Origin of the sequence: Bradyrhizobium diazoefficiens (assembly GCF_016616235.1) — a bacterium.
GTDB classification, from domain to species: Bacteria; Pseudomonadota; Alphaproteobacteria; order Rhizobiales; family Xanthobacteraceae; genus Bradyrhizobium; species Bradyrhizobium diazoefficiens_H.
This window is the reverse complement of sequence record NZ_CP067100.1, coordinates 661,296-684,842: the sequence shown is the minus strand read 5'-3', so window position 1 is coordinate 684,842 and position 23,547 is coordinate 661,296. Positions and strand designations below refer to the sequence as shown.

General features: G+C 56.9%; 21 protein-coding genes. 14 read left to right on the top strand and 7 right to left on the bottom strand.

The features are described from left to right. Window positions 1-66 precede the first annotated feature (66 nt). A complete protein-coding gene (locus tag JJB99_RS03195) occupies window positions 67-1,320 on the bottom strand; it encodes an McrC family protein (RefSeq protein ID WP_246775132.1) in 1,254 nt (417 codons plus the stop codon). A gap of 92 nt (window positions 1,321-1,412) precedes the next feature. Further along, window positions 1,413-3,587 carry an AAA family ATPase gene (locus tag JJB99_RS36050; protein WP_246775131.1) on the bottom strand — a complete coding sequence of 725 codons (2,175 nt, stop codon included), beginning with the start codon at window positions 3,585-3,587 and terminating at the stop codon, window positions 1,413-1,415. Window positions 3,588-3,682: 95 nt separating this feature from the next. Between JJB99_RS36050 and JJB99_RS03185 the strand changes: the two genes are divergently transcribed. After that, entirely contained in the window at window positions 3,683-4,447 is a 765-nt protein-coding gene (locus JJB99_RS03185) for a hypothetical protein (RefSeq protein ID WP_200497361.1), read from the top strand. Between the two features lie 145 nt (window positions 4,448-4,592). Here JJB99_RS03185 and JJB99_RS03180 read toward each other — a convergent pair whose 3' ends face one another. Beyond that, a complete protein-coding gene (locus JJB99_RS03180) occupies window positions 4,593-5,828 on the bottom strand; it encodes a hypothetical protein (RefSeq protein WP_200497360.1) in 1,236 nt (411 codons plus the stop codon). 347 nt (window positions 5,829-6,175) lie between these two features. Here JJB99_RS03180 and JJB99_RS03175 point away from each other — a divergent pair, with 347 nt between their 5' ends. From JJB99_RS03175 to JJB99_RS03155, 5 genes are all read left to right on the top strand, one after another. Then, complete coding sequence (locus JJB99_RS03175) at window positions 6,176-6,892, top strand: thermonuclease family protein (protein ID WP_246775130.1); 717 nt, start codon at window positions 6,176-6,178, stop codon at window positions 6,890-6,892. A 12-nt stretch (window positions 6,893-6,904) separates the two neighbouring features. After that, the gene (locus JJB99_RS03170; RefSeq protein ID WP_200497358.1) at window positions 6,905-8,359 is read left to right on the top strand and encodes a hypothetical protein; all 1,455 of its coding nucleotides are present in this window, start codon (window positions 6,905-6,907) and stop codon (window positions 8,357-8,359) included. A gap of 97 nt (window positions 8,360-8,456) precedes the next feature. Then, entirely contained in the window at window positions 8,457-9,188 is a 732-nt protein-coding gene (locus JJB99_RS03165; RefSeq protein ID WP_200497357.1) for a hypothetical protein, read from the top strand. Window positions 9,189-9,191: 3 nt separating this feature from the next. Next, entirely contained in the window at window positions 9,192-10,211 is a 1,020-nt protein-coding gene (locus tag JJB99_RS03160) for a hypothetical protein (protein ID WP_200497356.1), read from the top strand. A gap of 9 nt (window positions 10,212-10,220) precedes the next feature. After that, a complete protein-coding gene (locus tag JJB99_RS03155; RefSeq protein WP_200497355.1) occupies window positions 10,221-11,453 on the top strand; it encodes a hypothetical protein in 1,233 nt (410 codons plus the stop codon). A gap of 281 nt (window positions 11,454-11,734) precedes the next feature. Here JJB99_RS03155 and JJB99_RS03150 read toward each other — a convergent pair whose 3' ends face one another. The 4 genes from JJB99_RS03150 to JJB99_RS36880 all read right to left on the bottom strand — a co-directional run bounded on the left by JJB99_RS03150 (window position 11,735) and on the right by JJB99_RS36880 (window position 16,794). Then, window positions 11,735-13,768 carry a DNA/RNA helicase domain-containing protein gene (locus JJB99_RS03150; protein ID WP_200497354.1) on the bottom strand — a complete coding sequence of 678 codons (2,034 nt, stop codon included), beginning with the start codon at window positions 13,766-13,768 and terminating at the stop codon, window positions 11,735-11,737. Window positions 13,769-13,847: 79 nt separating this feature from the next. Then, window positions 13,848-14,180, bottom strand: coding sequence for a phage terminase small subunit P27 family (locus JJB99_RS03145; protein WP_246775129.1), 333 nt, complete (start codon window positions 14,178-14,180; stop codon window positions 13,848-13,850). Between the two features lie 137 nt (window positions 14,181-14,317). Beyond that, window positions 14,318-15,601, bottom strand: coding sequence for a site-specific DNA-methyltransferase (locus JJB99_RS03140; protein WP_200497352.1), 1,284 nt, complete (start codon window positions 15,599-15,601; stop codon window positions 14,318-14,320). 413 nt (window positions 15,602-16,014) lie between these two features. Next, window positions 16,015-16,794 (bottom strand): helix-turn-helix domain-containing protein, encoded by a 780-nt coding sequence (locus JJB99_RS36880; RefSeq protein ID WP_200497351.1) that lies wholly within the window; start codon window positions 16,792-16,794, stop codon window positions 16,015-16,017. A gap of 404 nt (window positions 16,795-17,198) precedes the next feature. Between JJB99_RS36880 and JJB99_RS03130 the strand changes: the two genes are divergently transcribed. From JJB99_RS03130 to JJB99_RS03095, 8 genes are all read left to right on the top strand, one after another. Further along, the gene (locus JJB99_RS03130; RefSeq protein ID WP_200497350.1) at window positions 17,199-17,576 is read left to right on the top strand and encodes a hypothetical protein; all 378 of its coding nucleotides are present in this window, start codon (window positions 17,199-17,201) and stop codon (window positions 17,574-17,576) included. Window positions 17,577-17,628: 52 nt separating this feature from the next. After that, complete coding sequence (locus JJB99_RS36875) at window positions 17,629-17,838, top strand: helix-turn-helix transcriptional regulator (protein ID WP_200497349.1); 210 nt, start codon at window positions 17,629-17,631, stop codon at window positions 17,836-17,838. A gap of 196 nt (window positions 17,839-18,034) precedes the next feature. After that, complete coding sequence (locus JJB99_RS03120) at window positions 18,035-18,478, top strand: DUF2924 domain-containing protein (protein ID WP_200497348.1); 444 nt, start codon at window positions 18,035-18,037, stop codon at window positions 18,476-18,478. Window positions 18,479-18,612: 134 nt separating this feature from the next. Further along, window positions 18,613-19,854 carry a recombinase family protein gene (locus JJB99_RS03115; RefSeq protein ID WP_246775128.1) on the top strand — a complete coding sequence of 414 codons (1,242 nt, stop codon included), beginning with the start codon at window positions 18,613-18,615 and terminating at the stop codon, window positions 19,852-19,854. 65 nt (window positions 19,855-19,919) lie between these two features. Further along, entirely contained in the window at window positions 19,920-20,312 is a 393-nt protein-coding gene (locus JJB99_RS03110; RefSeq protein WP_246775127.1) for a hypothetical protein, read from the top strand. A gap of 379 nt (window positions 20,313-20,691) precedes the next feature. Next, complete coding sequence (locus JJB99_RS03105; protein ID WP_200497345.1) at window positions 20,692-20,850, top strand: hypothetical protein; 159 nt, start codon at window positions 20,692-20,694, stop codon at window positions 20,848-20,850. Further along, window positions 20,810-21,541, top strand: a complete 732-nt coding sequence (locus JJB99_RS03100; protein WP_200497344.1) for a reverse transcriptase domain-containing protein — start codon at window positions 20,810-20,812, stop codon at window positions 21,539-21,541. Before JJB99_RS03105 ends, JJB99_RS03100 begins: the two co-directional genes overlap by 41 nt. 675 nt (window positions 21,542-22,216) lie before the next feature. Next, a complete protein-coding gene (locus JJB99_RS03095) occupies window positions 22,217-23,077 on the top strand; it encodes a hypothetical protein (protein WP_200497343.1) in 861 nt (286 codons plus the stop codon). Window positions 23,078-23,547 lie beyond the last annotated feature (470 nt).

Here is a 23,547-nt window from a genome sequence, read left to right as displayed (position 1 = left end):
TAATCTATTAGTTGGAGTGACTCTGTAGCAAGGGCAAGTAATTCTATCTAGGCGCAAAATCGGACCTCAATCCTGAACGGAAACAATGTGTTGTTTGTTCTGGGTGCGCTTCGAGGAAAAATCGAAGCCGCGTTCGTCACCGAGAAGAATTTCCTTCAAACGCTTCCCGACGGATTCCGGCTTAACAAGATCTACAGTCGCTATTCCGATAAGACTGTCCGATTTGGTCGCGATCTGATGAACTGCAACTAGCCCTTCCCTATCGGCAAGCTCATGGTGATGAGGATAAAGCAGCATCAATCGATCGCAGTTGTACACGTGAGCATAGGCCATCATCTGATAAACGTCCCACTGGCTCACGCCCCGCTTTGGATCGTCAGTCGCCTCCTTAATTCGCTTCCACTTCGTATCGATAACGAGCCGCGGCTTTCCGTTCTGACTAACGACAACGTCCGGCCGAGTCGCAAAGCGCAACGCCCCACTTTGTTGATCTATCAGAGCATATTCCCTGGGGCCTTGGAGCCGTACAGCAAGGTCCGTCCCCTGGAGCGCACGCTTGAGGCTGCGCCCGACGAACTCCTCAAAGAGCTTGTTCATCTCAAACAGCAGGGAGAACCCGTCAGATGTTCCCGTAGTCGTGGACTGATAGCGGCCTTGGAGTAGCAGCTTTGCAAAGCTAAGAAGTTCCTTCCAACCGACGTTTGTTCGATCGAGCACGACCTGGCCCCAACGCAGCGACCGGACTGGAATGGGCGCTACTTCTTCATAAACGAAAGCCAGCTCCATCAAACGTCGCTGATTTTCGGCGTTTCTTGAGATTTTTAGAAGCTGAGCGACTGCCGCTTTCATGATTTGATTTAGGACGATGTTCGGACTCAACTCGTCAAAGCGGCACGCCAGTCTTTGTGGCGTTGATGCCAATATTGTAAACTGGCGCACGACGTTAAGGCTCCCACGCAGAGCCGGCAAGTCATCCTCGCGACCAGTGTACGCCCTCGGCATTCCCTGACGCAGCATAGCGAATAGCTTTTCGCTGAACAGGCGAATGAGGATTTCTAGCAAGTTCTCATGCTGCCAGGTAAAGGCCGCGGCTGCCCCGACCGCGATATCTAGATCGAGAACTAGAGCCAACATATGCACGAGGCTTCGCCGAATCGCTTGATCTTCGCTCAACCCTTCGATTTTTGGCAGAATTTCTACGGTCACACCTTTTGCGACCAACACACCAACAACCTGCTGTGCGCGGAGCTTCGACGACCCCTCCAGCAATACTCGTTCCCCGCCATCACCTCCTAAGTTCGCGCTACGAGCAACGCTCATTACGCGATCGGCGACGGACCGGGTGAACGCCCTGGGCCCGTTCGAAGCAGGCTCAATCTGCAGATAGTCCCACTCCTTAACCGTTCGATGAATCACACCGTTAAACCTTCATAGGCCCCCTCTAGGAAATTAGAACGAACCGTATACCGAAACCGCTCTGGCGCACTCTCTTCGGGAAGAAATGGCGGAGGCGGCAGCTTTGTTCGAACAACGAATCTTCCTTCGTCGCTCGTCTCTCCGAGGACTAGCCTGACCTTTTCCCAATCGTCATAGAAATACTCAGCGAGCAAAGGTATGACCTTGTTACGCATGACGTCGTCCAATTGATGTTTCGTGTCACAGCCTATGAAATATGCGTGACCAATCTGGTGCTCCCGATCAAAGAGGTATTCCACCCTCTCGTTTATTCGCCGCAGCACCGATGAAACGTCAATCGAACCAACTCGACCTAAGACGGAAGGGTTGGGCATTAGCTCTTTGAACTGAAACCGCCGTCGCAGGGCGGTATCGAGCAGCGCGATCGATCGATCGGCTGTGTTCATTGTCCCAACTATGTGCAAATTGGCCGGCACACCGAAATCCTCTCCCGAATATGGCAGAGTTACCGTCAGCGCGTTCTCGGTTCCGAGACGCTTGTCAGGCTCGATCAGCGTAATAAGTTCGCCGAATACCTTTGAGATGTTAGCTCTATTGATCTCATCGATAATCAAAACATAGGGAAGCGGCGGCCCCTCATCTGAAGCGCTTGGCTTGCCCTCACCAATGAGGGTGTTCAGCGCCGAAAGATTGAGCCGATCTCGATCCAGCTTGTAAAGGGCAAGCTGCGTGAATTTTCCTCGTAGGATTGTCTCGACTGGCAGAGGGCGATCAAATACTCGAAGCCACTGAACCTTTCGTCTATGGCGGAATTGGCTTGCGTTTGCGACGTACTCATAGGGGCCGATTACTTCACCGATCGCTCTAAACTGGCTATTCCCGTACGAGACAACGACTATATCTCCTTCTTTAATTACCGCCCTCATGTAGTGGCTCTGGCGCACGCGAGAGCTCTGGCTAGTTACATTCGTGTCCTCAGTGCGCCACCTTTCCAGAATCGCATCAAACTCCCGGTAAATTGGATCGCTCCAATCAAACTCGGTTCCCCATCCGAGCGCGATGTAGCCTTCATCAATCGACGATCGATAGACATCTTCGTCCTCATCTACCGAGCCGAGCGACATCTTGAAAAACTCTCGAGTGTGCAGGTCTATACCGGATGGCGCTGCCCTCCTTGCTTGCTGGGCGACCGCGGCCACGCGCTTGAAAATGCCATCGGTTGGTTTTAACCTGAAGCCTACGGCATTTTGGCCTTCGCGATCCTGCGCCGCAGTTTCAGGCCTTAGCCCCTCCACGAATTCTTCATAGCTGTAGCTTTGATGAAACGTTACGAAGGCGATTCGACCCGCCTCTTTAAGAGCATTGAAACGTTCCATGAGCGCCGTCCGGCCGGGTATTTTCGGTAGCTCCCCATCACACAACGCCACAGCTTCACGCGCGCTGGAGTATGTTTTCCCTGTTCCTGGGGGACCATAGAGAATCAAATTCGTTGGAAGCTGCCGCGCCACACCGACCTTCCGGTCACTAAGTCTCGCCGGGCCTCCTTCCGGTGCGCGGTCGCCCGAACTTCGCTGCTCGTACCAATCCAGTATTGACGTTAGCTGCGTACGACTTGTCACACGGACGCTTCGTACAGGTCGAGGGAAACCCTGCTCCCTGAAGGACGCGGTCGGCTGATGCGCCAAGCGGTTAGGTAGGTTTGAATGCCGGCCCTCATTGGGCTCATACAATCTTTGCTCCGCTCCGGGGACGGGCCCATTGTCCTCAAGCCAGAGTTGCACCATCGCATTGCCCCGCTGAAGGGCGATTGCTCGCGCATCTGGCAAATCAAACGATATCAAGTTTTTTGTATCGACGTCCGGTGTCCCGTAGCGGCGGCGCAGTTCTTGTTCGGCCAGAGGAACGCTGAGGGATTCACTGTTTGCGAGTTCAAATTTGAAAGTCGTCGAGGTACTGTTTTGGGGACCTTCTCTCGCGACCAGCAGAACGGCAGCCTCTTCAATAAATTTGTCACTGCCGATCGCACTGCAAACGGCAGGCAGTGCGTTGCTAAGCGCCATCGCCTTGTGCACATCGCCCGCTCTAATCGAGATAGAGCTCTCTCCGTGCGCTCTTGCTGGCTCAATGAAGTTCTCACGCACGAAATGGCGAATATCGTCAGCTTGACTCATCAACAATTTTCCAGAGTTACTATGCAACCTAACAGTCGAGCTCTATAGTTTGTAACAAGTTCTGCAAATATCGCTCGACAAGACTGGATTTTGCAATGCCCTATTGGAAGCCAGTCCCATTGGACTATGAGCCATACGGCGAGGGAACGGAGACGTTCGTCGCATCCGACTCTGTGTTTGATGCGAGCTCCCTTGGTAAGACAACGGCGGCCGCAAAGGGTCCGCGCCAACAGCACTTCTTAAAGCAATTGGAAAACATAGCGTGGCATCTCGGGACGAGAGATGTGCCCGTGTTCGTGGACTTCAACGGCGACAAGCGCCGCATGGACAAGGGCTGTATTGGACATGCTGTCTCAGCCGGCGCGATAGAGTCACCCAGGAACGGACCCGACGGATACGTGATCAGTGTGACCCTCCTGCATCAACAGAATGCCGCAAAAAGCCGAGAAGAAATTGCACTTACTAGCTTCAAGCAGGCTTACCGAGCGTACGTTTTGAGTAGATACAAGCAATTTGATCTCACCCACCAGCCGGGAGGTGATAAGGCATATTATTTTAAAGCAGTCGATTTTCCTCCCCACATGAGGCTGGTGCACAGCTTCACAAAATCCATTGTATCTCTTGTATACGAGGGTCCCTGGAAGCACATCGCATCGGGCAAATTAAAAGATCTCCCGAGTTCGATGTGGCTCAAGCAACACGAGAGGACGGTGGACCTGGTGACAAAGACCGAACCTGTCGATTGTACCGCCCCCTTTGAAAAGCAAATAGTGCTGATCGACGCAGCGATGGATGCCGCACAACGACTTCTGCCGTTTGCTCGACTGGTGCAGCAGGCCGATGCCGAGCAAGAGCAATGAAGTTTATCTCTTGAGGCTCCCGACGAGCCGGTGCCCACAGCGATAGCCGAGTTCGCGAAACAGATGTTATGGAAGAAGACAGCCAGAGGCCTAGCTCCTCTCCGAATGACTGGGAGCGCAAGAACAGCAGCGTGCTAAAGTACCGCTAGTCGACGTGTCCCGCTTCATCCGCGACCGCGTCGCGGATTCTGGGACGCAGGACGTTCACAAAGGTGTTTACGCGCTCCGCCAACCAGTCAAAGGCCACCTTTCGAATGGCAGTGTCGTTCAAGTTTCCTACTGTCTTGGAATCGATGATCCGCTTGCGATTATATTTATCGTCCGTTAGCCGGGCTGTGCCGTTCAAAGCGGGTTTAATTTCGTCCCAGTTGGCAATGATTTCATTCATAGCGATCTCGCCGGGGCTGTTCTGACTGGCAGAGAGGAAAATGCCAACCTCTCCTTTGTGAAGGTCTCGGAAGACCGTGAGCCAGCTGCTGCCTTGGGGGGCCGGCAACATAAATGCGAGATAGCCCTGACGCGCAGGCTTGGGGACGCCTTGGGTCCGATCGTCCAGTTGCAAATGAGCGTCCAAAAACTCCTTCCAGAACGCCTGCTGTGTAGCGGCCAAAGCAGCGCGGTCTGGATCGATCTCTGTGTCATCTTCAGCTGCGACTTCGTTCAGATCCTGCACAATAAAGCGTTCAGGCACCGCAACGACATTGCGCAAAATGGACGTTGTGCGGGCGACGACACGGGGTGCGACCAGATGCTCTCCGCTAGGCAACCGATATATCGGAAATTCCACAAGACCAAAGGTGAAATGCAATCCGGCATGTATCTGCAGATAACTCGCTATGGCCTCGACATCCTCGCGCACTCCATCACCGAGGATTAGTAGCAGAAAGCGACCGCGGCGTAGGTTTGCCGTGACAGCGTCGGTGAATTGGATCTCGTCAGCATTCGGGGCTACTCTGCGGACAAGTTGGAGAAGTGCGTCCGGCCCCATGCCTGTGCGGCTCCCAACTTCTCGCTGGAGATCAGAAAAAGACCATCGACTAAGCACCTTGGCATAGTCGAGGATCTGGCCGATCACCTCCCGCCGCGCTTCCGGATTACGCCACAGCTTGCACTCGACCAGCACCGGCAGGCCCGAAGGAGTGATTAGGAAATTGTCGACGCGCCCAGCCTTGCCAAGTTGCATTTCCCGGCAGACGCTAATCGCACCCACAAACATAGGATCAATTTCGGCGATTGGCAGCGCGGAGGGGTGAGCATGGACTAACTCCTGTATTTGCGCCTCAAGCATCGTTGACGTTGAACCGCGCTGCGGGACCGGCTCAAGAACAACAGAGTATCCCTCTGCAGTGAGAAGAACAGGCGCGCTATGTTGTCGATCCAAAGTGTGCTCCTAGGGAACTGTTAAAACCGCCCGGCCCAGATATTTGCTCTGATCGCTGGCTGCGCGCCGAGTTCGTTGATCAGACCGTACAAATCGGCCAGCTGCCGATGTTCACGTTGACGCCACACGGAACCAAAGAGGTTTGGGTCGGATGTCAGCGACGGTCGAGAAACTGATGCATCGCGTGGTTGAGTTTGCGGGTTTCAGGTTACCATCTAATGCGAGCTGAAGCTCGGCGATTAACCATATCATCAAGGCAAGCGTCCTTCTCTCCCAATTCGCCTAAAAAGTGTAATAGACTGTTAACTATCGAAGATTGTTGCAAAAAGGGGGGATCTTTGCGGCAATTGCTGGCTGTCGCAGCCCTATTCATCAGCATGCACGCCGCGGGCGCCGGGCAGGTGCGCGGCGTGCCGCAAATCGTTGATGCAGACACCGTCTACATCGGCCAGACCAAGATCCGGTTTAGCGGGGTCGACGCCCCCGAGACCGATCAGATCTGTCTTGATGCTGCGGGCAAAACATGGACTTGCGGCATCGAAGCGCGGGAGCGCCTGCGGTCCTTCAGTAAAGACCGGGAGTGGTCCTGCGAGCTGACGGGCACGGACATTTACAGGCGATCGCTTGGTTTATGCGCGGTCGGCGGCGAGAACGTATCGCGGTGGCTTGTCCAGAACGGCTGGGCTTTGGCGTTTCGCAGATATTCCGCGGAATACGTCAACGACGAAAATTTGGCGCGCGAACATCAGCGCGGACTTTGGGGCGGAGCTTTCATAGCCCCTTGGGATTGGCGCCATCGCAGTAATTCGACGGAGATCCTGGGCGCACTCTCCGTCCCATCCTCAGCGCAGCGAGCCTTAGTCTCGAATACGGCAGCGAATCCTGCACCACCGACTGGCAATTGTTTGATCAAAGGTAATTTGAGCAGTACGCCACAATGCATATATCACGTGCCGGGCGGTCGCTTTTACGACAGGCTGAGCATGCAGCCGAGTTCGTTGCGGCGCTGGTTCTGCACCGAGGCGGAAGCCCAGGCTGCCGGCTGCCGTAAATCGAAGCTTTAATTGCGAACCACGATGGACCGATCACAGACACGGCTCTCCCCAATCGCGCGGCTTTGGGCCCTGCTCAACAAGCCGCCGCACGACTATCGTCCGGCCACGACCGTATTCGTTGATCTCAACGTCGACCGAGTAGCGGACGAGCTGAAGCTCACGAATCTTGGCCGGGAACGCGGTTCACAGAACCGGCCAGGTTCCGATGACCAGACGCTGGACGACGTCGAACATTTAATTGTCGAGCGGATAGAAGCCCACAAGCAAGATTCTCATTCGGTCTACCAAGACCATCTACATACGTACGACGAACGCATGACCTCGCTCAGTTTCGAGGAGCGCTTCGCTGTGATCCAGCAAACCGCGCCAGAAGCCGTTGGAGATTTCGAAGCGGAAGCGACTATGGGGCGCGACGAGTTGTTCGTCCACCGTCGCCGGCTCCATGAATCTGAGCTGGAACGTGAGGCGTTCCGCAAGCGGCACCGTCTGCAGCGGCCGGCCCGGCTAGCAACGCCAGGAAAGATTATCCTGAAGGTCGGGCTGCTTGCGATTCTCTTTGTGATCGAGGTCGCGGTCAACGCGGGCTTCCTCTCCAAGGCCAATATGGGCGGTTATATCGGCGCGGCTATCCAGGCGGCCACGTTTGCCGCGCTGAACATCCTTGCGAGCTTCTTGTGGGGCTTGGTCCTCATCAGGCCGATCTTCCACCGCAATCTTTTACTCAAGCTGATCGGCGCGATCTTCTTTGTCAGCTATCTGGCCTTCGCGGGTGCACTGAACCTGACCCTTGCGCACCTTCGCGAAATGAAGCCCAGTCTGGCCGGAGATGTGGGCCAGGATGTTTTGCATCGCCTCCTGACGGCCCCTTTCGATTTGACTGACGTCAATTCGTGGGTGTTTATCAGCATCGGCCTGGTTTTCTCGCTTGTCGCGATGGCGGACGGACTCACGTTCTTCGATCCTTACATCGGCTATGCCGGTCTTGAGCGGCGCTGGAACGACGCTAGCAAGCAATTCACGGATATCAAAAGCGACCTGATCGAGCGGCTCAGAGACATTCGACAGGACGCCACCGACGTTATGAACGCGGCATCCACCGATCTTTCGAAGCGGCGCGCCGAATACGACTCGATCCTCCAGGGCCGGAGCCGGCTCAATCAGCGCTTCATCCAGCAGCAGAACCAGATCGAGACGGCAGGCCGCACACTGCTCGGCCTATATCGCGAGGCGAATCGCAAGGCACGATCAACCCCACCGCCCGCCTCCTTCGCCAAGCCGTTTGTCCTCGAACGCATCGTGTATGCCAATGCCGAACCCGACTCGACTGCCCGCGATCGGCTGCGCCAGATGATTGACGAGACCCAAGGCTTATTGAAGGACCAGATCAAAGCCATCAACGAGGCCTTCGAACGGGCGATGCGGTCCTACCGCGAGATCGACCAGTTCTTTCCGGAGAAGGACAGCAAGAGTGGCTAGGCCTACACCGCGGCGACGGAGTTCCCCCGGCATCGGCTGGGCAGGATACCTCGGCATTGTTCTTTTCCTGGTTGCGGTCTCCTGTGGCGCAGCGCTGATGTATTTGGCGTTCTTCACCGAGCGGCCCCCGACCGTGGCTGAGGAGACCCTTTGTCCTCTTGGCGGTGCCCAAGGTGTCACCGTCGTATTGATCGATACGTCGGATGATTTGCCTGATGCCACTCGGCGCGAGGTTCTCGGGCTCCTGCAGGAGATCGTCACCACGCTACCGCCCTACCACAAGCTCGACATCCGGGTGCTCGATATCGCCGGCCTACGCAGCCGCTCGCTGTTTGCCAAATGTAATCCCGGCAACGGTACGGGCCTTAGCGAGTGGACAAACAATATCGAGGCTGCGCGCTTGCGCTGGATCGAGAGTTTCCGCAAGCCGGCATTGGAGGCCATCGATAAGAGTGTCACGCCGGCCCGGGCCACCGCCTCACCGATCATGGGCGCGATCCAGGACATTGCGATAAGCGAGTTTTCCGGGAGCGCCAGGCAAAACACCAAAAAGACACTCTACGTCATCTCCGACATGATCGAGTCCACAAAGGACTACAGCCAATATCCCCGATCCGGTGACCTGTCCTATCAGCGGTTCAGGCAATCCCCTGCCTATTTGAAGTACCGGACCGAGCTCCACGATGCGACGGTTTTCGTACGGCTGGTTAGCCGCCAGGTGAACGGCAAGGCGGTTGTGGACGACGGCCAGCTGATGGGCTTCTGGCGAGAATGGATCTCGGACAATCGCGGACTGATCGGCAGCCTCAAGCGCCTGCAGGGAGCATGACCGATGGCGGCCGACAATAAAGACAGGCTCTTGCCGCCAGGCTTGTTAAGCGGGCTGGTGTTCTTCGCCGTCGTGCTGGCGGGCAGCGGATACATCGTCTTTTCGAAAGCGCACGATTTCGCACCTGTTTTGGTGACGGCGGTGCCCGTCCTGATCATGATCGGGTACGCGCTCCTCCTCGGATCTGCGCGGCTCTTTCGCCTTCGGGACGACCAGTCCGGCGATAATCTGTATTACATGGGCTTTCTGTTCACGCTGACCAGCCTTGGAGTATCGCTCTATCAGTTCTCACCCGAAGGCGGGTCCGAGCAGATCGTGAGGAATTTTGGTATCGCCATCGCCTCGACGATTGCCGGCGTCGCGCTCCGCATCTTCTTTAACCAGATGCGCCGCGATCCGATCGAAGTTGAAGCGACGGCGCGCCTAGAGCTTGCCGAAGCCTCTCGTAAGGTGAAAGTTGAGCTGGAGAGCACCATTCTTGAGTTCAGTTCCTTCCGCAGGATGACCCAGCAGTCCTTAGGCGATGCGCTTGATGAGCTGAAGGAGACCCTTGGCGAGACCCGCAAGGAACTTGCAGGCGAGATCAAGGATTTCGCGGTCACCGCGCGTCAGCCTCTTGAGGATGCGTCCAAGCGTTCGGGCGAAGCCCTCAATATGATGAACAGCCAGGCGACAAGGACGTTCGAGGCCATGTCCAAGCAGCTGGTAGACCAGGGGGATCGGCTGACGAGAAGCACGGCAGCCATGATCAAGGCGATCGACACTGTCGTGGGCAAGTTGACGTCGCTGCAGACGCCGGAGCAGATTATCGAAATCAAGCTCGCGCCGATGATCCAGGGCCTTTCGCGGGCTGTAAATTCGTTCAACAAGAGTGCCGAGACACAGGCAAAGGCAATGGACGAGAACCTTCGGCAAACGCAGGTTCTTGCAACAGCGCTAAACGACCTAATGAACGAAATCCGCGCGGAGAATGCGCAGCGGTATGCCACCGGCCCTTGGGCCGGCCGTGGACACAACACCTAGGCGGCAACCATGTCAGTCGTGAACGGCCAGATCAGCAGGCAAGGCTCCTCGTACCGGAAGGGCCTGGTGCTCGGCCTGACGATGGCAGAAATCATGCTCCTCCTGGTCTTCTGTCTGCTCATTGCCATGGCGACCTTCATCCTGAAGGAGCAGGAGAAGCGCGCTGCGGCGGACAAGCGCGTCGAGCAGCTGCTTGCCGATAATCAACGCAGTCAAGACCTTGTACAAACGCTGGGCAAGAACGAGGCCCTCGTCGAAAAGCTCAAGGCTCTCGCAGGCGGTAGCGATCCTCAGGCAATTGATCAATACTGGCGGGAACTGGTGGAAGGTCGCGCAACCGCCGATGAGCTCAAAAAGTCCGGTATGACGCTGAAGGAGCTTCGTGAGCGGATTGCACAAGTCAAGACGTTGGATGCCAATGGCATCGACGTCGAAAAGGCGGTCAAAGACGCAAACACCATGGCGGCGATCAACCGTGAGCTGGCAAAGCCGGGCGAGCCTTCTGTATCAACACAGTCCATCATCGATGCGCTTAAGCGTACCGCTCCGGCCGGAGGCGCGCCTGGCCATTTGTGGCCACCGATCATCAGCCTCAGCGAGGCTGACGGCAATTTCTTCAAGAGCGGGAGCGCAGAGCTTTCTGCACCTTTCCGTGATAGCCTCCTGACCAAAATCCCAACCAAGGTGCTGGAGTACATTAAACAGTATGAGGTGGATGTCGTCGAGGTGGTTGGTCACACCGATGAGCAGCCCCTCGGCGTGCACCAGTCCAATCTGGACCGGGATTTGCTGACCGTCCTGAAAGGCAAGACGGAGGTCGCAAAGCTTGTTCCGGCCGACAACGCCGGCTTGGGGCTGGCACGTGCAGTATCGGTCGTGAGCGCCCTCAAGCAGAACGCGCAGCTTGCAAACTACAAGATCATTCCACTTTCAGGCGCGCAGCTCGTGAATACAGATGAGACGCTCGCAATCGAGGGGATTCCCGCGAATATCCCGGAACGGCGCCGAATTGAAATTCGGCTGCGGAAGTCGAGCGCCCATGAGGCCACCGCGAGCATTGCGCAGCCCACTCCCGCTCGCGCACCAAGTGTTACGCCCCGTGCGCCGGTCGCTCCAGTCAAGCCCCGCCCCGCGGCACCTGCGCCCATATTCCTCTTACCCCGACAACCGTCCTCACCGCCCAAATTGGCAGCAACGCCCGTGATCCGACCAACGCCGGGTACGACCGCGATCGCGCATTGATCAATAACATCCCTGAAGAGGCGTGTCCGGTCTCAGGATTGCATAGCGTGGACCATGACGCCACACAGCTTGCCGCGAGATGCCCTAAGATTTAGACGGGCAGTTCGCTTCCGTCTCAGCGGAAATGCCGGACTGATTACCGGGTGCGCCGTTTTGAGTAAGATCGCCTGAGCGCGTTGCCAATCTCCGCGACGAGCCGTTCGCCATTAGCTCGCGAAGCCGAATCGACGATTACGTCCGCCTTCTTTTGCGAACATCTGACGTCATTCGGATATGAGATGTTATGGAAGAAGTGAGCCGTTGACCGATTGCCGAATAGGCCGCACGCCACAATCGACCAAGTAATCGGCCAGCCGATCCATCTCGAACGGTGATCTGGTCTGGTCCTCCTCGTCTCCCAGGGGCACCCAAATCACCATTCCCTCACGTGCCCTGGTCAGAAGAACACGATACTTGTTGATCGTGTACTCGCGCTCCCTCGGCCGCCTCACGTTGGTCCAGTTGGTCCCGCGGAATGTCCGCGGCAGAAGTTCACCATCGCCAACGGTCAGGTCCCACCCCCAGCAAATGGCCACCCTATCTAACTCGAGGCCCTGGCACTCGAATTCCGTTGCGGCGGTCTCCAATGCAAATGACGATCGCAAATCACCTCGCGGCGCGGTGAACCACTCAGCGTAGTCCAATTCCTTCCTGAACCCGGCAGAAACTTCGAGCCCATATGGCCTCAAGCGAGAACAGCCCGAACTTGCGACCAAGCCGAAGCGCCTAGACCCGAGGGTCGTCTTGCGTAGCCACGCCTTAGCATCATCCAGCCGCCTGACGAGGGCTATCGGGAAACCGGTATAATCTATGTGTTGGCGCGCATCTTTGGGACGTCCCGTCAGCACAGCATCCACCCAATCAGCATGCTCAGACGCACGATGACTGCGGATTGAGCTGGTCAGATGCATACTTGGCCACACTTCGGCATTTACGCCCGCGGCGTCCACACCCGCTCGCTCTATCGCAGAAGGGCTACAGATGAGCCGCCAATCGGCATAGGACTGATTCCGAGCGGCGATCCATTCTCCAACGCCAGCTTCCCCATCATGGATCTCTTGCCCGCTTCCGCAGAGAGCCACGACCATGACGCCGTCCGCATGGCGGTTCATTACTTCGAGAATCTGAGCCGGTTCGGAAGTTGCCGTAGCAGGTGCCGACAATTCAGTCACGGCACCGAAGCTACGCTGTCGCGCCGCCATCTTCTGCATCTTGGCTGCATCCCAGGCGCGCTGCGCTTCATCAAAAATCACAACGCTCTCTGACGGCGGCGATTCGGTCTTTTGAGCTTCGGCAAGGTATGCATGCACACTATGCAGCAATGATTCGGCATGTCGCTGCGCAATAGCTTTGGTGCAGCCCTGATGATCTTTATAGTCCGCCGCCAAAGCAGCTTTCAGGACCTTCAACAATGGACCGTTTCCAGACAGGAAGACGCTCCGCCAACCGGCCTGCAGAAATTCCGGACTGTGTGCGATACGAAGTCCGGTTAGCGTCTTGCCCGCGCCGGGAACGCCCGTGAGAAGGCACAAAGTCTTTTGGCTCCGCTCGCGAGACTCTCGCGCGATGCCCTCGATCGCCCTCATTGAGCGATCGATCGTATTGCGGTCGGCCAGCGCGGCGTTGATGTCGTCCGAGCCGTGCTTGTTGAACAAGCTTACCGTGGTTTCAATGACTCCAGGAATCGGTCGATAGGAACTCGCGCACCACCGCACGTGCGAAATATTATCAGAAGTCCCCTGCCTGTCGCCGTCTGCAATGCGGGTCAACAGTGCCGCGAAATCCGCTTCACCGACGCACTGTGTGTCCTCGATCAACGTCGCATCGGAGGTAGGCACTACCTGGCTGGACTGGGCCTCCGTTGAGCACACGATGGGAACGATCTTCCTCCCTCGGCTTTCCGCGTGATAGTAGGCCAGATCGAGACAATAGTCGGCAACTTGAGCCAAAGCTTCGCTCGTCGCTGCGGAACTCCCTGCTTTGAACTCAACAACTGCGATTGTTTCGCGAAATAGGAAGGCAGCATCCAACCGCTTTTCTCGGCGGGGGATGCGGTACTCCAAGACGATGCCGACATCTGAATATCGTACATCAGCGGCGATGAGCTGCTCGCAAACCGACTTCATAAGCCGAACGGCTTCACCCCACGACCATCCTTGTTTATGAGAGAATTGGCTGAAGCCAGAAACTGCATCACTTCGAACCAGACGGGCGAAAATCGCGTCGTCCGGCGTAATGAGAAATTCTTGAGCCGTATAGCTCGCATATGCGACCATATCGAAAAAGTATCCCCTCTTATCTGCACGACCATTTCTAAATTACTGGCTACTATAGGCGCGAATGTCCACAGGGCGCTCAGCTCTCTCCATCCTCGCCATCAAAAAGTGGTAGCTGATCTTGTGGGGGCAAGGATATCCGACTCCGGCTTGCAGGCGTGAAACCGAACTCCGACGCAATGCGCATCATGATCTCTGCCTGTCGATTAGCGATTGCTAGGTAGGGTGACTGTATCGGATATCCTGTCGGTGATTTAACCATCGTACCGAACTTCTGGATCTGCTCCATCGCTTCCGCCCACATCGCATAGGCGCCGCAGTAGGTAGCTAGCGCGCCGCGATCGAGGTGAGTTATGAGGCCGAGTTTTGAAAGCTCGCCGGTCAGCCGCGCCCATTCGCGCCTGGCAACCAAATTGAGTTCCAGTGGGCACTCGGGTAGCGCGGGTTCAGGCCGCGGCTCGTGCACATTGAGGGGACGCTTCCCCGGGTTGCCCGTCAAAGCCTTAATCCTTGTTGGTTTTGGACGACGGCCACGCATGTCCGTTCCGATCACACTAGCGGACCATGAGCGCCATCCGAGGATTGCGTTTCCTGCTCCAACGAATCAAAGAAGGCGCCATCTCGCTCGCGAATTGCCTTCTCACCTGTGAAGGCTTGCCAACGGCGGATCGCGACATCGACGAACAATGGATCGATCTCGGACGCCAAGCAGATGCGCCCACACGATTGCGCCGCGATCAGGGTCGTTCCGCTTCCAAGGAAGGGTTCATATACCGCCTGTCCAGGACTGCAATTGTTTAGCATCGGCCGGCGCATGCATTCGACCGGCTTTTGGGTCGAGTGCTTGGTTTCGGCATCCTGCCCGCCGCTGCTGATATTCCAGACGGTCGTTTGCTTGCGATCGCCAGTCCAGTTACCCTTCTTCCGGACCGCATACCAGCAGGGCTCATGCTGCCAGTGATAGTCTCCCTGGCTCATGACTAAGCGCTCCTTGGCCCAGATGATCTGCGCGCGGATCGAAAAGCCGCTCTTGAGAAGGCTTTCGGCTACGATAGTCGACCGTAAAGCACCATGCCAGACATAAGCGATCTCGCCTGGATATAAGCCCCAGGTAGGCGCCCAGTCGGCGATCTCGTCATTGCGGACTTTGCCGGTTCGCTTCGAATTGTTGACGCCCCGACGATGACGCCATTCCGGGTCGTAGTCGACGCCATAAGGCGGATCGGTGACCATCAATTGAGGCAAGGCACCAGCCAGCAGTGAACGGACGAGAGCTGCGTCTCGACTATCGCCGCACGCAACGCGATGAGGGCCGAGCTGCCAGATGTCACCGGGTCGGGAGACGGCGACCTCGACGATCGAGGGGGTATCGTTTTCGTCCGTTAAGCCGCTCTCGACCCGTGATAGCGCGGCCGCCAACTCTTTTTTGCTGAAGCCAATTGACGCGAGATCGGCACCCAACGCAGACAGGTCAGCCAGTTCGAGGCTTAGCATCTTGCTGTCCCAACCTGAATTTAGCGCAATCCTATTGTCGGCAAGCACCAACTGGCGGCGTTGCACCTCCGTCAATCCTCGGAGGACCACGACCGGCGCCTCTGTCAGACCAAGCTTGCGAGCAGCGGCTAGCCGGCCGTGTCCCGCGATGATATCTGCGCCTTCGCTGACGAGGATCGGGTTCGAAAAGCCAAAGGCGCGAATGCTGCCGGCGATCTCGGCGACCTGGGCCGGACTATGGGTGCGCGCATTGCGCGCGTAGGGGATTAGCCGATCAAGCGGCCAGTATTCGATTTGAAGTCGTGCGTTCGCTTCCTCTGGGTACGCCGCGTGTGTCATGTCTTGCCTCGGCCTTTTGCACATTGCCATGTCATCGACGCCCCCCTCCCCCTAGGGAATTTCGCGACAATTTTCCCAAACCAGGGCCATTGAATTGATTCACCTTTTTAAGCAGGGTCGCGCGTGACCATCCCGAGCCGCTCAAAGGAAAATAATGGTCGGTTTTGCTTGCTGCTTGCTGCGTTGAGGCAGACACGAAGGGCAACAGAACCACCCGTCCGAAATTGTGCTGCGTCTTCAAAGTGTTGCAGGTGGTCGCCGCACGGCTAGATGCTTGGCAGGGTGAGGCGCCCGAAATGCATCCCCCTACAGGCCCGAAAATTCGCCTGCGCTGGAAAAAAATCCCTGAATGAGAGAGGCGCCGGTCCGTGCTTGCACGCGGCCCTGAGGTTTGACCCGCCCCCCCGGTCTCACTATTCACCACGATCTCCCATCTTCAAGGTACTGTCGCGGTAGCGCTGCAGGACAAGTCGGAGTCCAGCTCCGCGACAGTTGAGTTCAGCTTCCGTCGCAGCACTACGGAGTGGCTCGTCTATGAAATCGACAATTGCTCCGTAAACCGCGACCTTCGTTGACAGCTCACATCGGAGATTGTCGCTCCATCGCCTTTCGGCAGCCGTACGCGCCACGTTTGCGGAGGACGTCGTCAGCGTTCTTGAATTGAATGCTTCGAACTCCTTCCTCGGCAACTTCGTCGCCAAGCCTGTAACCGGCGCTGCTCGCGCGGCCGAACCCTCAGGACGTTTGGCCGCTAAGGTTTTATATGATGGATTACTAGAATAGGTTTGGTGGCCATGCCCGTCACCGCCAGGGTGTCGCGTCTGTCCCGCCGAAGGTGACACATAGAGCGACGCAGACTTCTGCTTCCGAAACTTGCGTCGAGCATTCCATCGGTCTTCGGCTTCTCTAAACGAAGGCCAGATTGGTTCGTAACTATTACGGTGGAACTTGCCACCGTGCCGCACCTTCCGAAAGAGGCTCAACCGTTCCAGACGAGCGACCGCACGCATAACCGTGCGACGGCTCATACCAATAAGATCTGCGAGCGTATTGAGACTCGGGTCGCACTGGCCCGTGCGACGGTTAAAATGATCGAGTAGCGCGCCGGCGACGCGCTTTTCTGCTCCTGAAAGTTCAGTAGCCAGATTGATGACCTTATGAGCGAGGAGAGTTTCTAGTGGCGTGACTGACATGCGAATCCCGTGTGCTCTACGTACGCAATCAGAGGTCCCCTCGTGCCAAATGGAAATTGTGAAGATCGACTACTATTATGTAAAAGGATTATTCTTGCTCACAGGCGCTCGAATATTATCGTGATGACGAATCATTACGAGGGTTTCGAGCCATGGGAATGCATCGGAGGCACTCAGCAACTGACGATCCTAGACAGCGTCAACTCCATCAATTGCAAATGGCGACAGATGCTGGTATCGAACTCGCACCAGCCGCCGCGCTTTTCTTCTGCGATCGTCACAAGGTACCCGTTCCTGACTGGCTCGTGAGTCACGCTGCTCGGGGATACTGCCAGCAATTGGCTCCCAGTCGACCCAAGAACCGAGGCCGCTCGTCGGGCATCCTGGACCGTTGCCGGCAAGATATGATCGATCTGATGCGTTGGGATTTAGTCCGAGAAGCTCGCCTTCAGCAAAAGACCTTTAGCGAGACGCTCAAAACGGATGCAGACGCACCTCCTAGCGTGCTCGAGCATCCAATGAAGATGTCCATCTGGTACGGACACGACTGGCTAAGGGCCTACGAATGCGCATCGATGCTTCTCAGGAACACGCCTGCCTTCGGCGGGCCAGATGCTATTAAGGCAAGCTACTGCCGCGTCGAGCGCAATATGGCGCACCCGAAAGATTCTTGGCGATACTTCCTGTTCGAGCCCGAATTTCTAGAGACCATTGGACTTGAGCATCCCAGCCGCTGGGGTCAGTCTAGCAAATGGGCGCCATTGTATCACCTGACGCTATAAGCACCTTCTGACAGTTTCCTTGGCACAAGGCGAATCATAGTGACCAAGGAGAATGAAGGTGCATCAAGAACAATGCCGAAGGCTGCGAGCGATTGAAGCCGCAAAGTATCTTTGCGTGAGTCGATCTACGCTCGCCAAGTGGCGCATGACTGGCATAGGGCCGCCCCATCATCACTGTGGCCCCCGTCTGGTCTACTATTATTTGCACGAAATCGAGGCGTGGCTAGCGGCATGCGACGCCGCAGCCAATGGCCAACCATGAGTCAGCGGGTCGGTACGACACCGAACCCCGCAGCTGATGTCTGTTTGTCCGAAATATCTGAGATTTTGGCGTGCGGTCTAGCGCGCCTGTTGAACCGAAAGTCCAGTCAAGTTTCGGACCTGAACGGAAAAGATCCGCTTTACTCCGCTCGTTTTCCAGGCGGTGGTCGACCCATACCGCCGATCGGAGAAGGGTCATGAATTCGTCTATGCTGGCGCAGTTGGCCGCCCTGAAGGGCGCCGCTGCCCCCGTCCTGAAGGCCCGCTGGCGCGAACTATTTGACACCGAGCCGCCTGCCTACAACCGACGATTCCTGGAGAGCCGGCTAGCCTACCGCATCCAGGAGCTGGCCTATGGCGGCCTGACCCGGGAAACCACCGAGCGCCTCAAAGCCATGGCCAAGCAGTATGCCGACCAAAAGCCGGCGGATCGCAAAATTCGACCGCTTCTGCGGCCCGTCGCCGGGACGAAGCTGATCCGTGAATGGGAAGGCGTTGAGCACTGCGTCACCGTTCGCCACGACGACTTTGAATATCTAGGCCGCCCCTACAAGTCGCTGTCCTCCGTCGCCCGCCAGATCACCGGCACAAAATGGAATGGTTGGGTCTTCTTCGGCTTGAAGAACTCGGTGGGCAAATGACTTCCCGCAGACCGGCAAAGGGACGAGCCAGCCCCTTCGCGGACGCCTTCGAGCGATCCGCCTCAAGCCCGGCATCGGCGCGGAAGATCCGCTGTGCGATATATACCCGCAAGTCGAGCGAGGAAGGCCTCGACATGGACTTCAACTCGCTCGATGCGCAGCGAGAATCCTGCGAGGCCTACATCACGAGCCAGCGAGCTGAGGGTTGGACGCCGGCCCCGGACCGCTACGATGATGGTGGCTTTTCCGGCGGCACTCTCGAACGGCCGGCTCTGAGGCGGCTAGTTGCTGCTGTCCAGGCGGGCAAGGTCGACGTCATCGTCGTTTACAAGATCGACCGCCTTTCACGGTCGATGCTGGATTTTCTCAATCTTGTCGAAATGTTCGAACGCCATGGGGCGACGTTCGTCTCCGTCACCCAATCGTTCAACACAAAAGATGCCATGGGCCGCATGGCGTTGAACATCCTGGTGACCTTCGCGCAGTTCGAACGCGAGCTGATCGGTGAACGGATCCGCGATAAGGTCGCGGCTTCCCGCAAGCGCGGTAAGTGGATGGGTGGTTGGACCCCTCTCGGCTACGAAGTCGGAGACCGCAAATTGCTGGTTCACCAAGCTGATGCCGAGCGCGTGCGGACGATTTTCCGGCGCTTCGTACAACTCAAATCCGCGACCCTTCTGGCTCGAGAGCTTATCTCTGCTAACGAACGCACTCGCTACGGTCACCTTATCGACAAGACGCTGCTGTATCGAATCCTTCGCAACAGGGTCTATCTCGGCGAGGCGGTCCACAAAGGCGTCTCTTATCCAGGCGAACATGAAGCGATCATCGATCGCAAACTCTGGGATCAGGCGCACGGCATTCTCAAGGAAAGCCCGCGCAAGCGCGCGAACAACAGCCGGGCTCAAACGCCCGCTCTATTGAAAGGCCTGCTGTTCGGTCCGGATGGCGCCGCAATGTCCCCGACCCACACGCGAAAATCAGGACGCCTCTATCGTTACTATATCAGCCAGACAGCTATGAAGCAGGGGAGATCGGATTGCCCGGTTAAGCTGGTGCCCGCTGCGGAGCTGGAGCGCATCATCATAGATCAAGTCCGTAGGCTGTTACAAACGCCTGAAGTCATCGTCCAGACCTGGCGCGCACTTAGCAAGCAGGTCGGTGAGGTCAACGAAAACGAAGTGCGAACTGCGCTGGTCGGCTTTGACGAACTTTGGGAAGAACTGTTTCCTGCCGAACAGGCGCGTGTCATTCAGCTTCTGGTCGAACGCATCGACATGCATGCCGAGCGGATGGACATCACGTTGAAGATCCAGGGCCTGACCTCACTCTCAACCGAATTGCAGCCACTGCCCTTCCAGCAGGCCGCCGAATGAACAGGCCAACCACCCTCACCCTCGGCCCCATTGGTCGACCGAAGCTCGGTCGCGACGGCCGAACAATGGTCGTGCGCATCCCGATCTCGTTTCGCCGGCAGGGCGGTCGTAAACGCGTCGTAACCCCGGCCAATGCGGAAGCCTGGTCGCCGCCGCAGCCGCAGGTCGACAACACGCTGGTCAAGGCGGTCGTGCGGGCCCATCGCTGGCGCAATATGCTGGAATCGAACCTGTTTAGCTCGGTGCGAGACCTCGCTAAGGCCGAGAAGATCAACGAGTCCTATCTCTGCCGGGTGCTGCGGCTCACGCTGCTCTCGCCGGCCATTACCGAAGCCATCCTGAATGGGCTGCAGCCGGACGGTCTTCAGCTGGCTCAGCTCCTGAAGTCCATCCCAGCTGAGTGGGATCAGCAGCAGGCTTTGCTCAGTTCATCGGCCGGGGATACCGGAAGCCGGTAAAGCCCTCTCCAAGCTGGGAGAGGCGCGGCGTGGATTCGCACATCGGATGTTATGGAACAACTTGCTTCAAGCACCACCTATCCCAGCTTGGGGACAGATTATAATCGTCTTGAATCAACGAGTTACGTGACGCCAAGCTCTTTTTTGCTCGGGACGATGGGAATTGAGTCAAAACGCTTGAAAAATGGAACCTGCATCTCCACGTTGTGATTTCCGCTGGCGATGACCTGGCGACACCGGATGTTCGGATCGTAATGGTTCGGATGTTCGCGTTCGAACAACTGATGCGTGATGAAACGTTGCGTATCAGGTGCTTCTCGGTTGACGACTCCAAGTTATTGGGTCGCGGGTAGCTGGCGGGGAACTATGGAGATGCCATATGCGCAAGTTTTTAGCACGTATGGCGACCCTTACCCGCAAGATCGCGGAATGGTTGATCCCGGTACTGACCGTCGTCAATCTTCTGATTGAAATTGTGGGTAAGGTCGCCAACTGCCATGATCGTCAATTACGAGTTCAAATATCGGTCGCGCGGTAAGTGGTTTTTCGTTCCGAATGACAAATGCGAACGGCGTGGCCGGCGGATGCTCGCCTACTTCAAACGCCGCGTGATATTTCCCGATTACATGTACCACTTCAAAAAGGGTGGACACGTCGCGGCGCTGCACTCGCACCTGAACAACAATCTCTTCTTCAAGATCGACATCCAAAATTTCTATTACTCGATCGCTAGAATGCGCGTGACCCGAGCGCTTCGGCAATGGGGCTACCCGGGCGCCAACACCTTCGCGATGTGGTCATGCGTTCGCAATCCGCTGCCGGGACCGGCACACGCCCTGCCCATCGGCTTCGTGCAATCGCCGCTGCTTGCGAGCCTCGCGCTAATGAAGTCCGAGGTCGCTGACGCAATCGAGCGGGCGATAGCGAAGGGAGTGTGTATCTCTGTCTACCTCGACGACTTCATCGGCTCGCACAAGGACGAGGCGGTCCTTACGGCTGCCTATGAGGACGTACGCGATACATGCGTTGCGGCCGGGTTCATTCCCAACCCCGGCAAACTTGTCCCACCGCAAGCCGCCATAACGGCTTTCAATTGCGATCTGACTAACGGCACAGCGCAAGTAACTGCGGCTCGCGTTGCCAAGTATTTCAGCCGGACAGACCGCACGGCCCTTTCAGACGCGGGATTTGATGAGTATCAGGATCTTGTGGGTTCGCAGAACGTATAAAATAGAAAAGCCGCCCCTTTCCGGAGCGGCCCTTCCATTCAGAACAGCCTTACGATCACGGCAACCATCGAAGCCAGTTGCGGGGGCACGAGGCACCCTAGGCCGAGACGGTAGACCTTACCGTTTGGCTGACTGGCTTCGAGGACGAGGAAGATGCCCATATGGGCCTCCTGTCATCGTGCGCGGGGTCCTAACTTAGTCGACATCGCGCGTTAAGCCAGCGAGCTGGGGATTTTTGGGCGTTTACATTAGTCTACCGGTGTCCCCTACACGCTTCGACTATTTCGGTGTCGCGGGACACATGGGAGCACCTCGGATGGGCCGCAAGGGTGTGGATATGAATTTCTACCGTTGACCGCCGGCGAATCAGAAGCCCGGCGCGGGGCCCGGCTGTTTGTCAGTAGCCTGGTCGCCCCGCTCAAGAGCACTTACCCGTTTATCCCTCCAGCCGCTTGGGGCCGCGCCTCAAGCCGCATGAGGAAAAGAGAGTGTTGAGGAATTCGCGATGCGTGCCCCTCTTCAGGGCGAGCCACGCATGTGCTCGCTCACTCGTTCTTGCCGCCCGTTTTGTTTAACTGCAGCCCATCCCGACTTGCGAGCGCTGCCGCGGCTTCTGATGTGTTCGTGCTGAGAGTATAACACATACGGACGGCCGCATAACGCGGGTGGGGGAAAATGCGGTCACTTGAACATCCTGAGGGCACGAAGCTGCCGGCACTCGAACGGAATATTCTCAAGTTCCGCGCGTTCGAGATGATGCTGTCGTTTTTCTACGCGGAGGACCTGAAGCGATTCCTGACCTCCACCGTCGAGGTCAGCGACCGCTTCCGCACAAAAAAGAGATTCAAACCGGGCACGAAATTCAACTACGCGATGGCGGCCGATTTTTTCCTCAAGGAAGGCCACCTTTCGAAAGCCGAGCGCCACGAGCTGAAGACCCTGATCGACTTCCGCAACGATATTGCGCACGAACCCCACACGTTGACCTTCGACATTGGCCGCTCGAATTTCATCCGCAAACTGTTAGAGCATAAGATCGAGACGCCGAAATACGACTACGGGAAACTGAAGCGCCTAAAGTGGTACAGGCGAGCATTGCCGGAACGCTTCGGCAAGCACTTCGGCCTGGCCATGAGTTCGGACCGCCTGTTTTTTGAGGCGGCGGAGAAAACCTACGAAGCGGAGTTGAGTAAGCTAGCAAAGAAGATCAACCGCCAGATCGCGGCGCGGAAAATCAGGACCGACCAGATAGTCAAGGAAACGACGCTCGGCGAGTTGGTGGGTCTCGAGCCAGACGATCCCGCGCACTTCCGCGACAACGGCACGCTGTCGGAGCGAGGCGTCGAAGTCTGCTATCGCCTCTTCGATGCCGGAAAAACACCGCTCGCTGTTGCGTACATGATGCGCGTCTCAAAGCGCACAACGCTCGCGCGGCACAAGGAGTGGAAGAAGATCGGCGGCGTCAAGCGGCCAACGGTCGAACTCCCGCCGAGACACCCGCGTAAGGAGCGCAGGTCTCGGAGACGTTATACTTAGGCGGGCAGCTCTTTTTAGGTCAGCAGTCCGTATGCAGATCCTGTCGGCGATTCGGGATAAATACGCCGGGTGACGGCCGGCCCATATGAACAAGCTAATATTTGGCCTCGCCGACAAAACTGGTTTGCTTCCCGAGCAACCGAGATTTTCTTTTGATAGACGACGGCCCGCTGTGCGACGCCGCTGCGGAGCGCGCCACCTGGCTTAGGGTTGTCGACCCTGCCGAGCACAGTATCAATCCGCTCATAAAGGGAGACGTGGAGCAGGCTCGCCGGCTCGCTTCCGTTTCCTATGGCTCGGAAGGAAGAGACACCCTCACGGTCCGAAATGGAGAGCGAATATTGGCTACCAACTTCATGGATGCCGAGCGGGCGGACTAAGATCAAATTCGAAGAGTGACAAGGAAAAGAAGCCAAAGCGGCTGCTCGAGGACATGCTGCTCTGACCGACTATGCAGCGCGTGTTGTGCA

Coding starts and splice junctions, on each gene's coding strand:
- JJB99_RS03150 (WP_200497354.1), bottom strand. CDS start 13,768: ATGGTCGCATATGCGAGCTATACGGCTCAAGAATTTCTCATTACGCCG.
- JJB99_RS36880 (WP_200497351.1), bottom strand. CDS start 16,794: ATGTCAGTCACGCCACTAGAAACTCTCCTCGCTCATAAGGTCATCAAT.
- JJB99_RS03130 (WP_200497350.1), top strand. CDS start 17,199: ATGATCGATCTGATGCGTTGGGATTTAGTCCGAGAAGCTCGCCTTCAG.
- JJB99_RS03095 (WP_200497343.1), top strand. CDS start 22,217: ATGCGGTCACTTGAACATCCTGAGGGCACGAAGCTGCCGGCACTCGAA.
- JJB99_RS03105 (WP_200497345.1), top strand. CDS start 20,692: ATGCGCAAGTTTTTAGCACGTATGGCGACCCTTACCCGCAAGATCGCG.
- JJB99_RS03100 (WP_200497344.1), top strand. CDS start 20,810: ATGATCGTCAATTACGAGTTCAAATATCGGTCGCGCGGTAAGTGGTTT.
- JJB99_RS03140 (WP_200497352.1), bottom strand. CDS start 15,601: ATGACACACGCGGCGTACCCAGAGGAAGCGAACGCACGACTTCAAATC.
- JJB99_RS03160 (WP_200497356.1), top strand. CDS start 9,192: ATGGCGGCCGACAATAAAGACAGGCTCTTGCCGCCAGGCTTGTTAAGC.
- JJB99_RS36875 (WP_200497349.1), top strand. CDS start 17,629: ATGAAGGTGCATCAAGAACAATGCCGAAGGCTGCGAGCGATTGAAGCC.
- JJB99_RS03110 (WP_246775127.1), top strand. CDS start 19,920: ATGGTCGTGCGCATCCCGATCTCGTTTCGCCGGCAGGGCGGTCGTAAA.
- JJB99_RS03165 (WP_200497357.1), top strand. CDS start 8,457: ATGTATTTGGCGTTCTTCACCGAGCGGCCCCCGACCGTGGCTGAGGAG.
- JJB99_RS03185 (WP_200497361.1), top strand. CDS start 3,683: ATGCCCTATTGGAAGCCAGTCCCATTGGACTATGAGCCATACGGCGAG.
- JJB99_RS03155 (WP_200497355.1), top strand. CDS start 10,221: ATGTCAGTCGTGAACGGCCAGATCAGCAGGCAAGGCTCCTCGTACCGG.
- JJB99_RS36050 (WP_246775131.1), bottom strand. CDS start 3,587: ATGAGTCAAGCTGACGATATTCGCCATTTCGTGCGTGAGAACTTCATT.
- JJB99_RS03170 (WP_200497358.1), top strand. CDS start 6,905: ATGGACCGATCACAGACACGGCTCTCCCCAATCGCGCGGCTTTGGGCC.
- JJB99_RS03115 (WP_246775128.1), top strand. CDS start 18,613: ATGGACTTCAACTCGCTCGATGCGCAGCGAGAATCCTGCGAGGCCTAC.
- JJB99_RS03120 (WP_200497348.1), top strand. CDS start 18,035: ATGAATTCGTCTATGCTGGCGCAGTTGGCCGCCCTGAAGGGCGCCGCT.
- JJB99_RS03195 (WP_246775132.1), bottom strand. CDS start 1,320: ATGAGCGTTGCTCGTAGCGCGAACTTAGGAGGTGATGGCGGGGAACGA.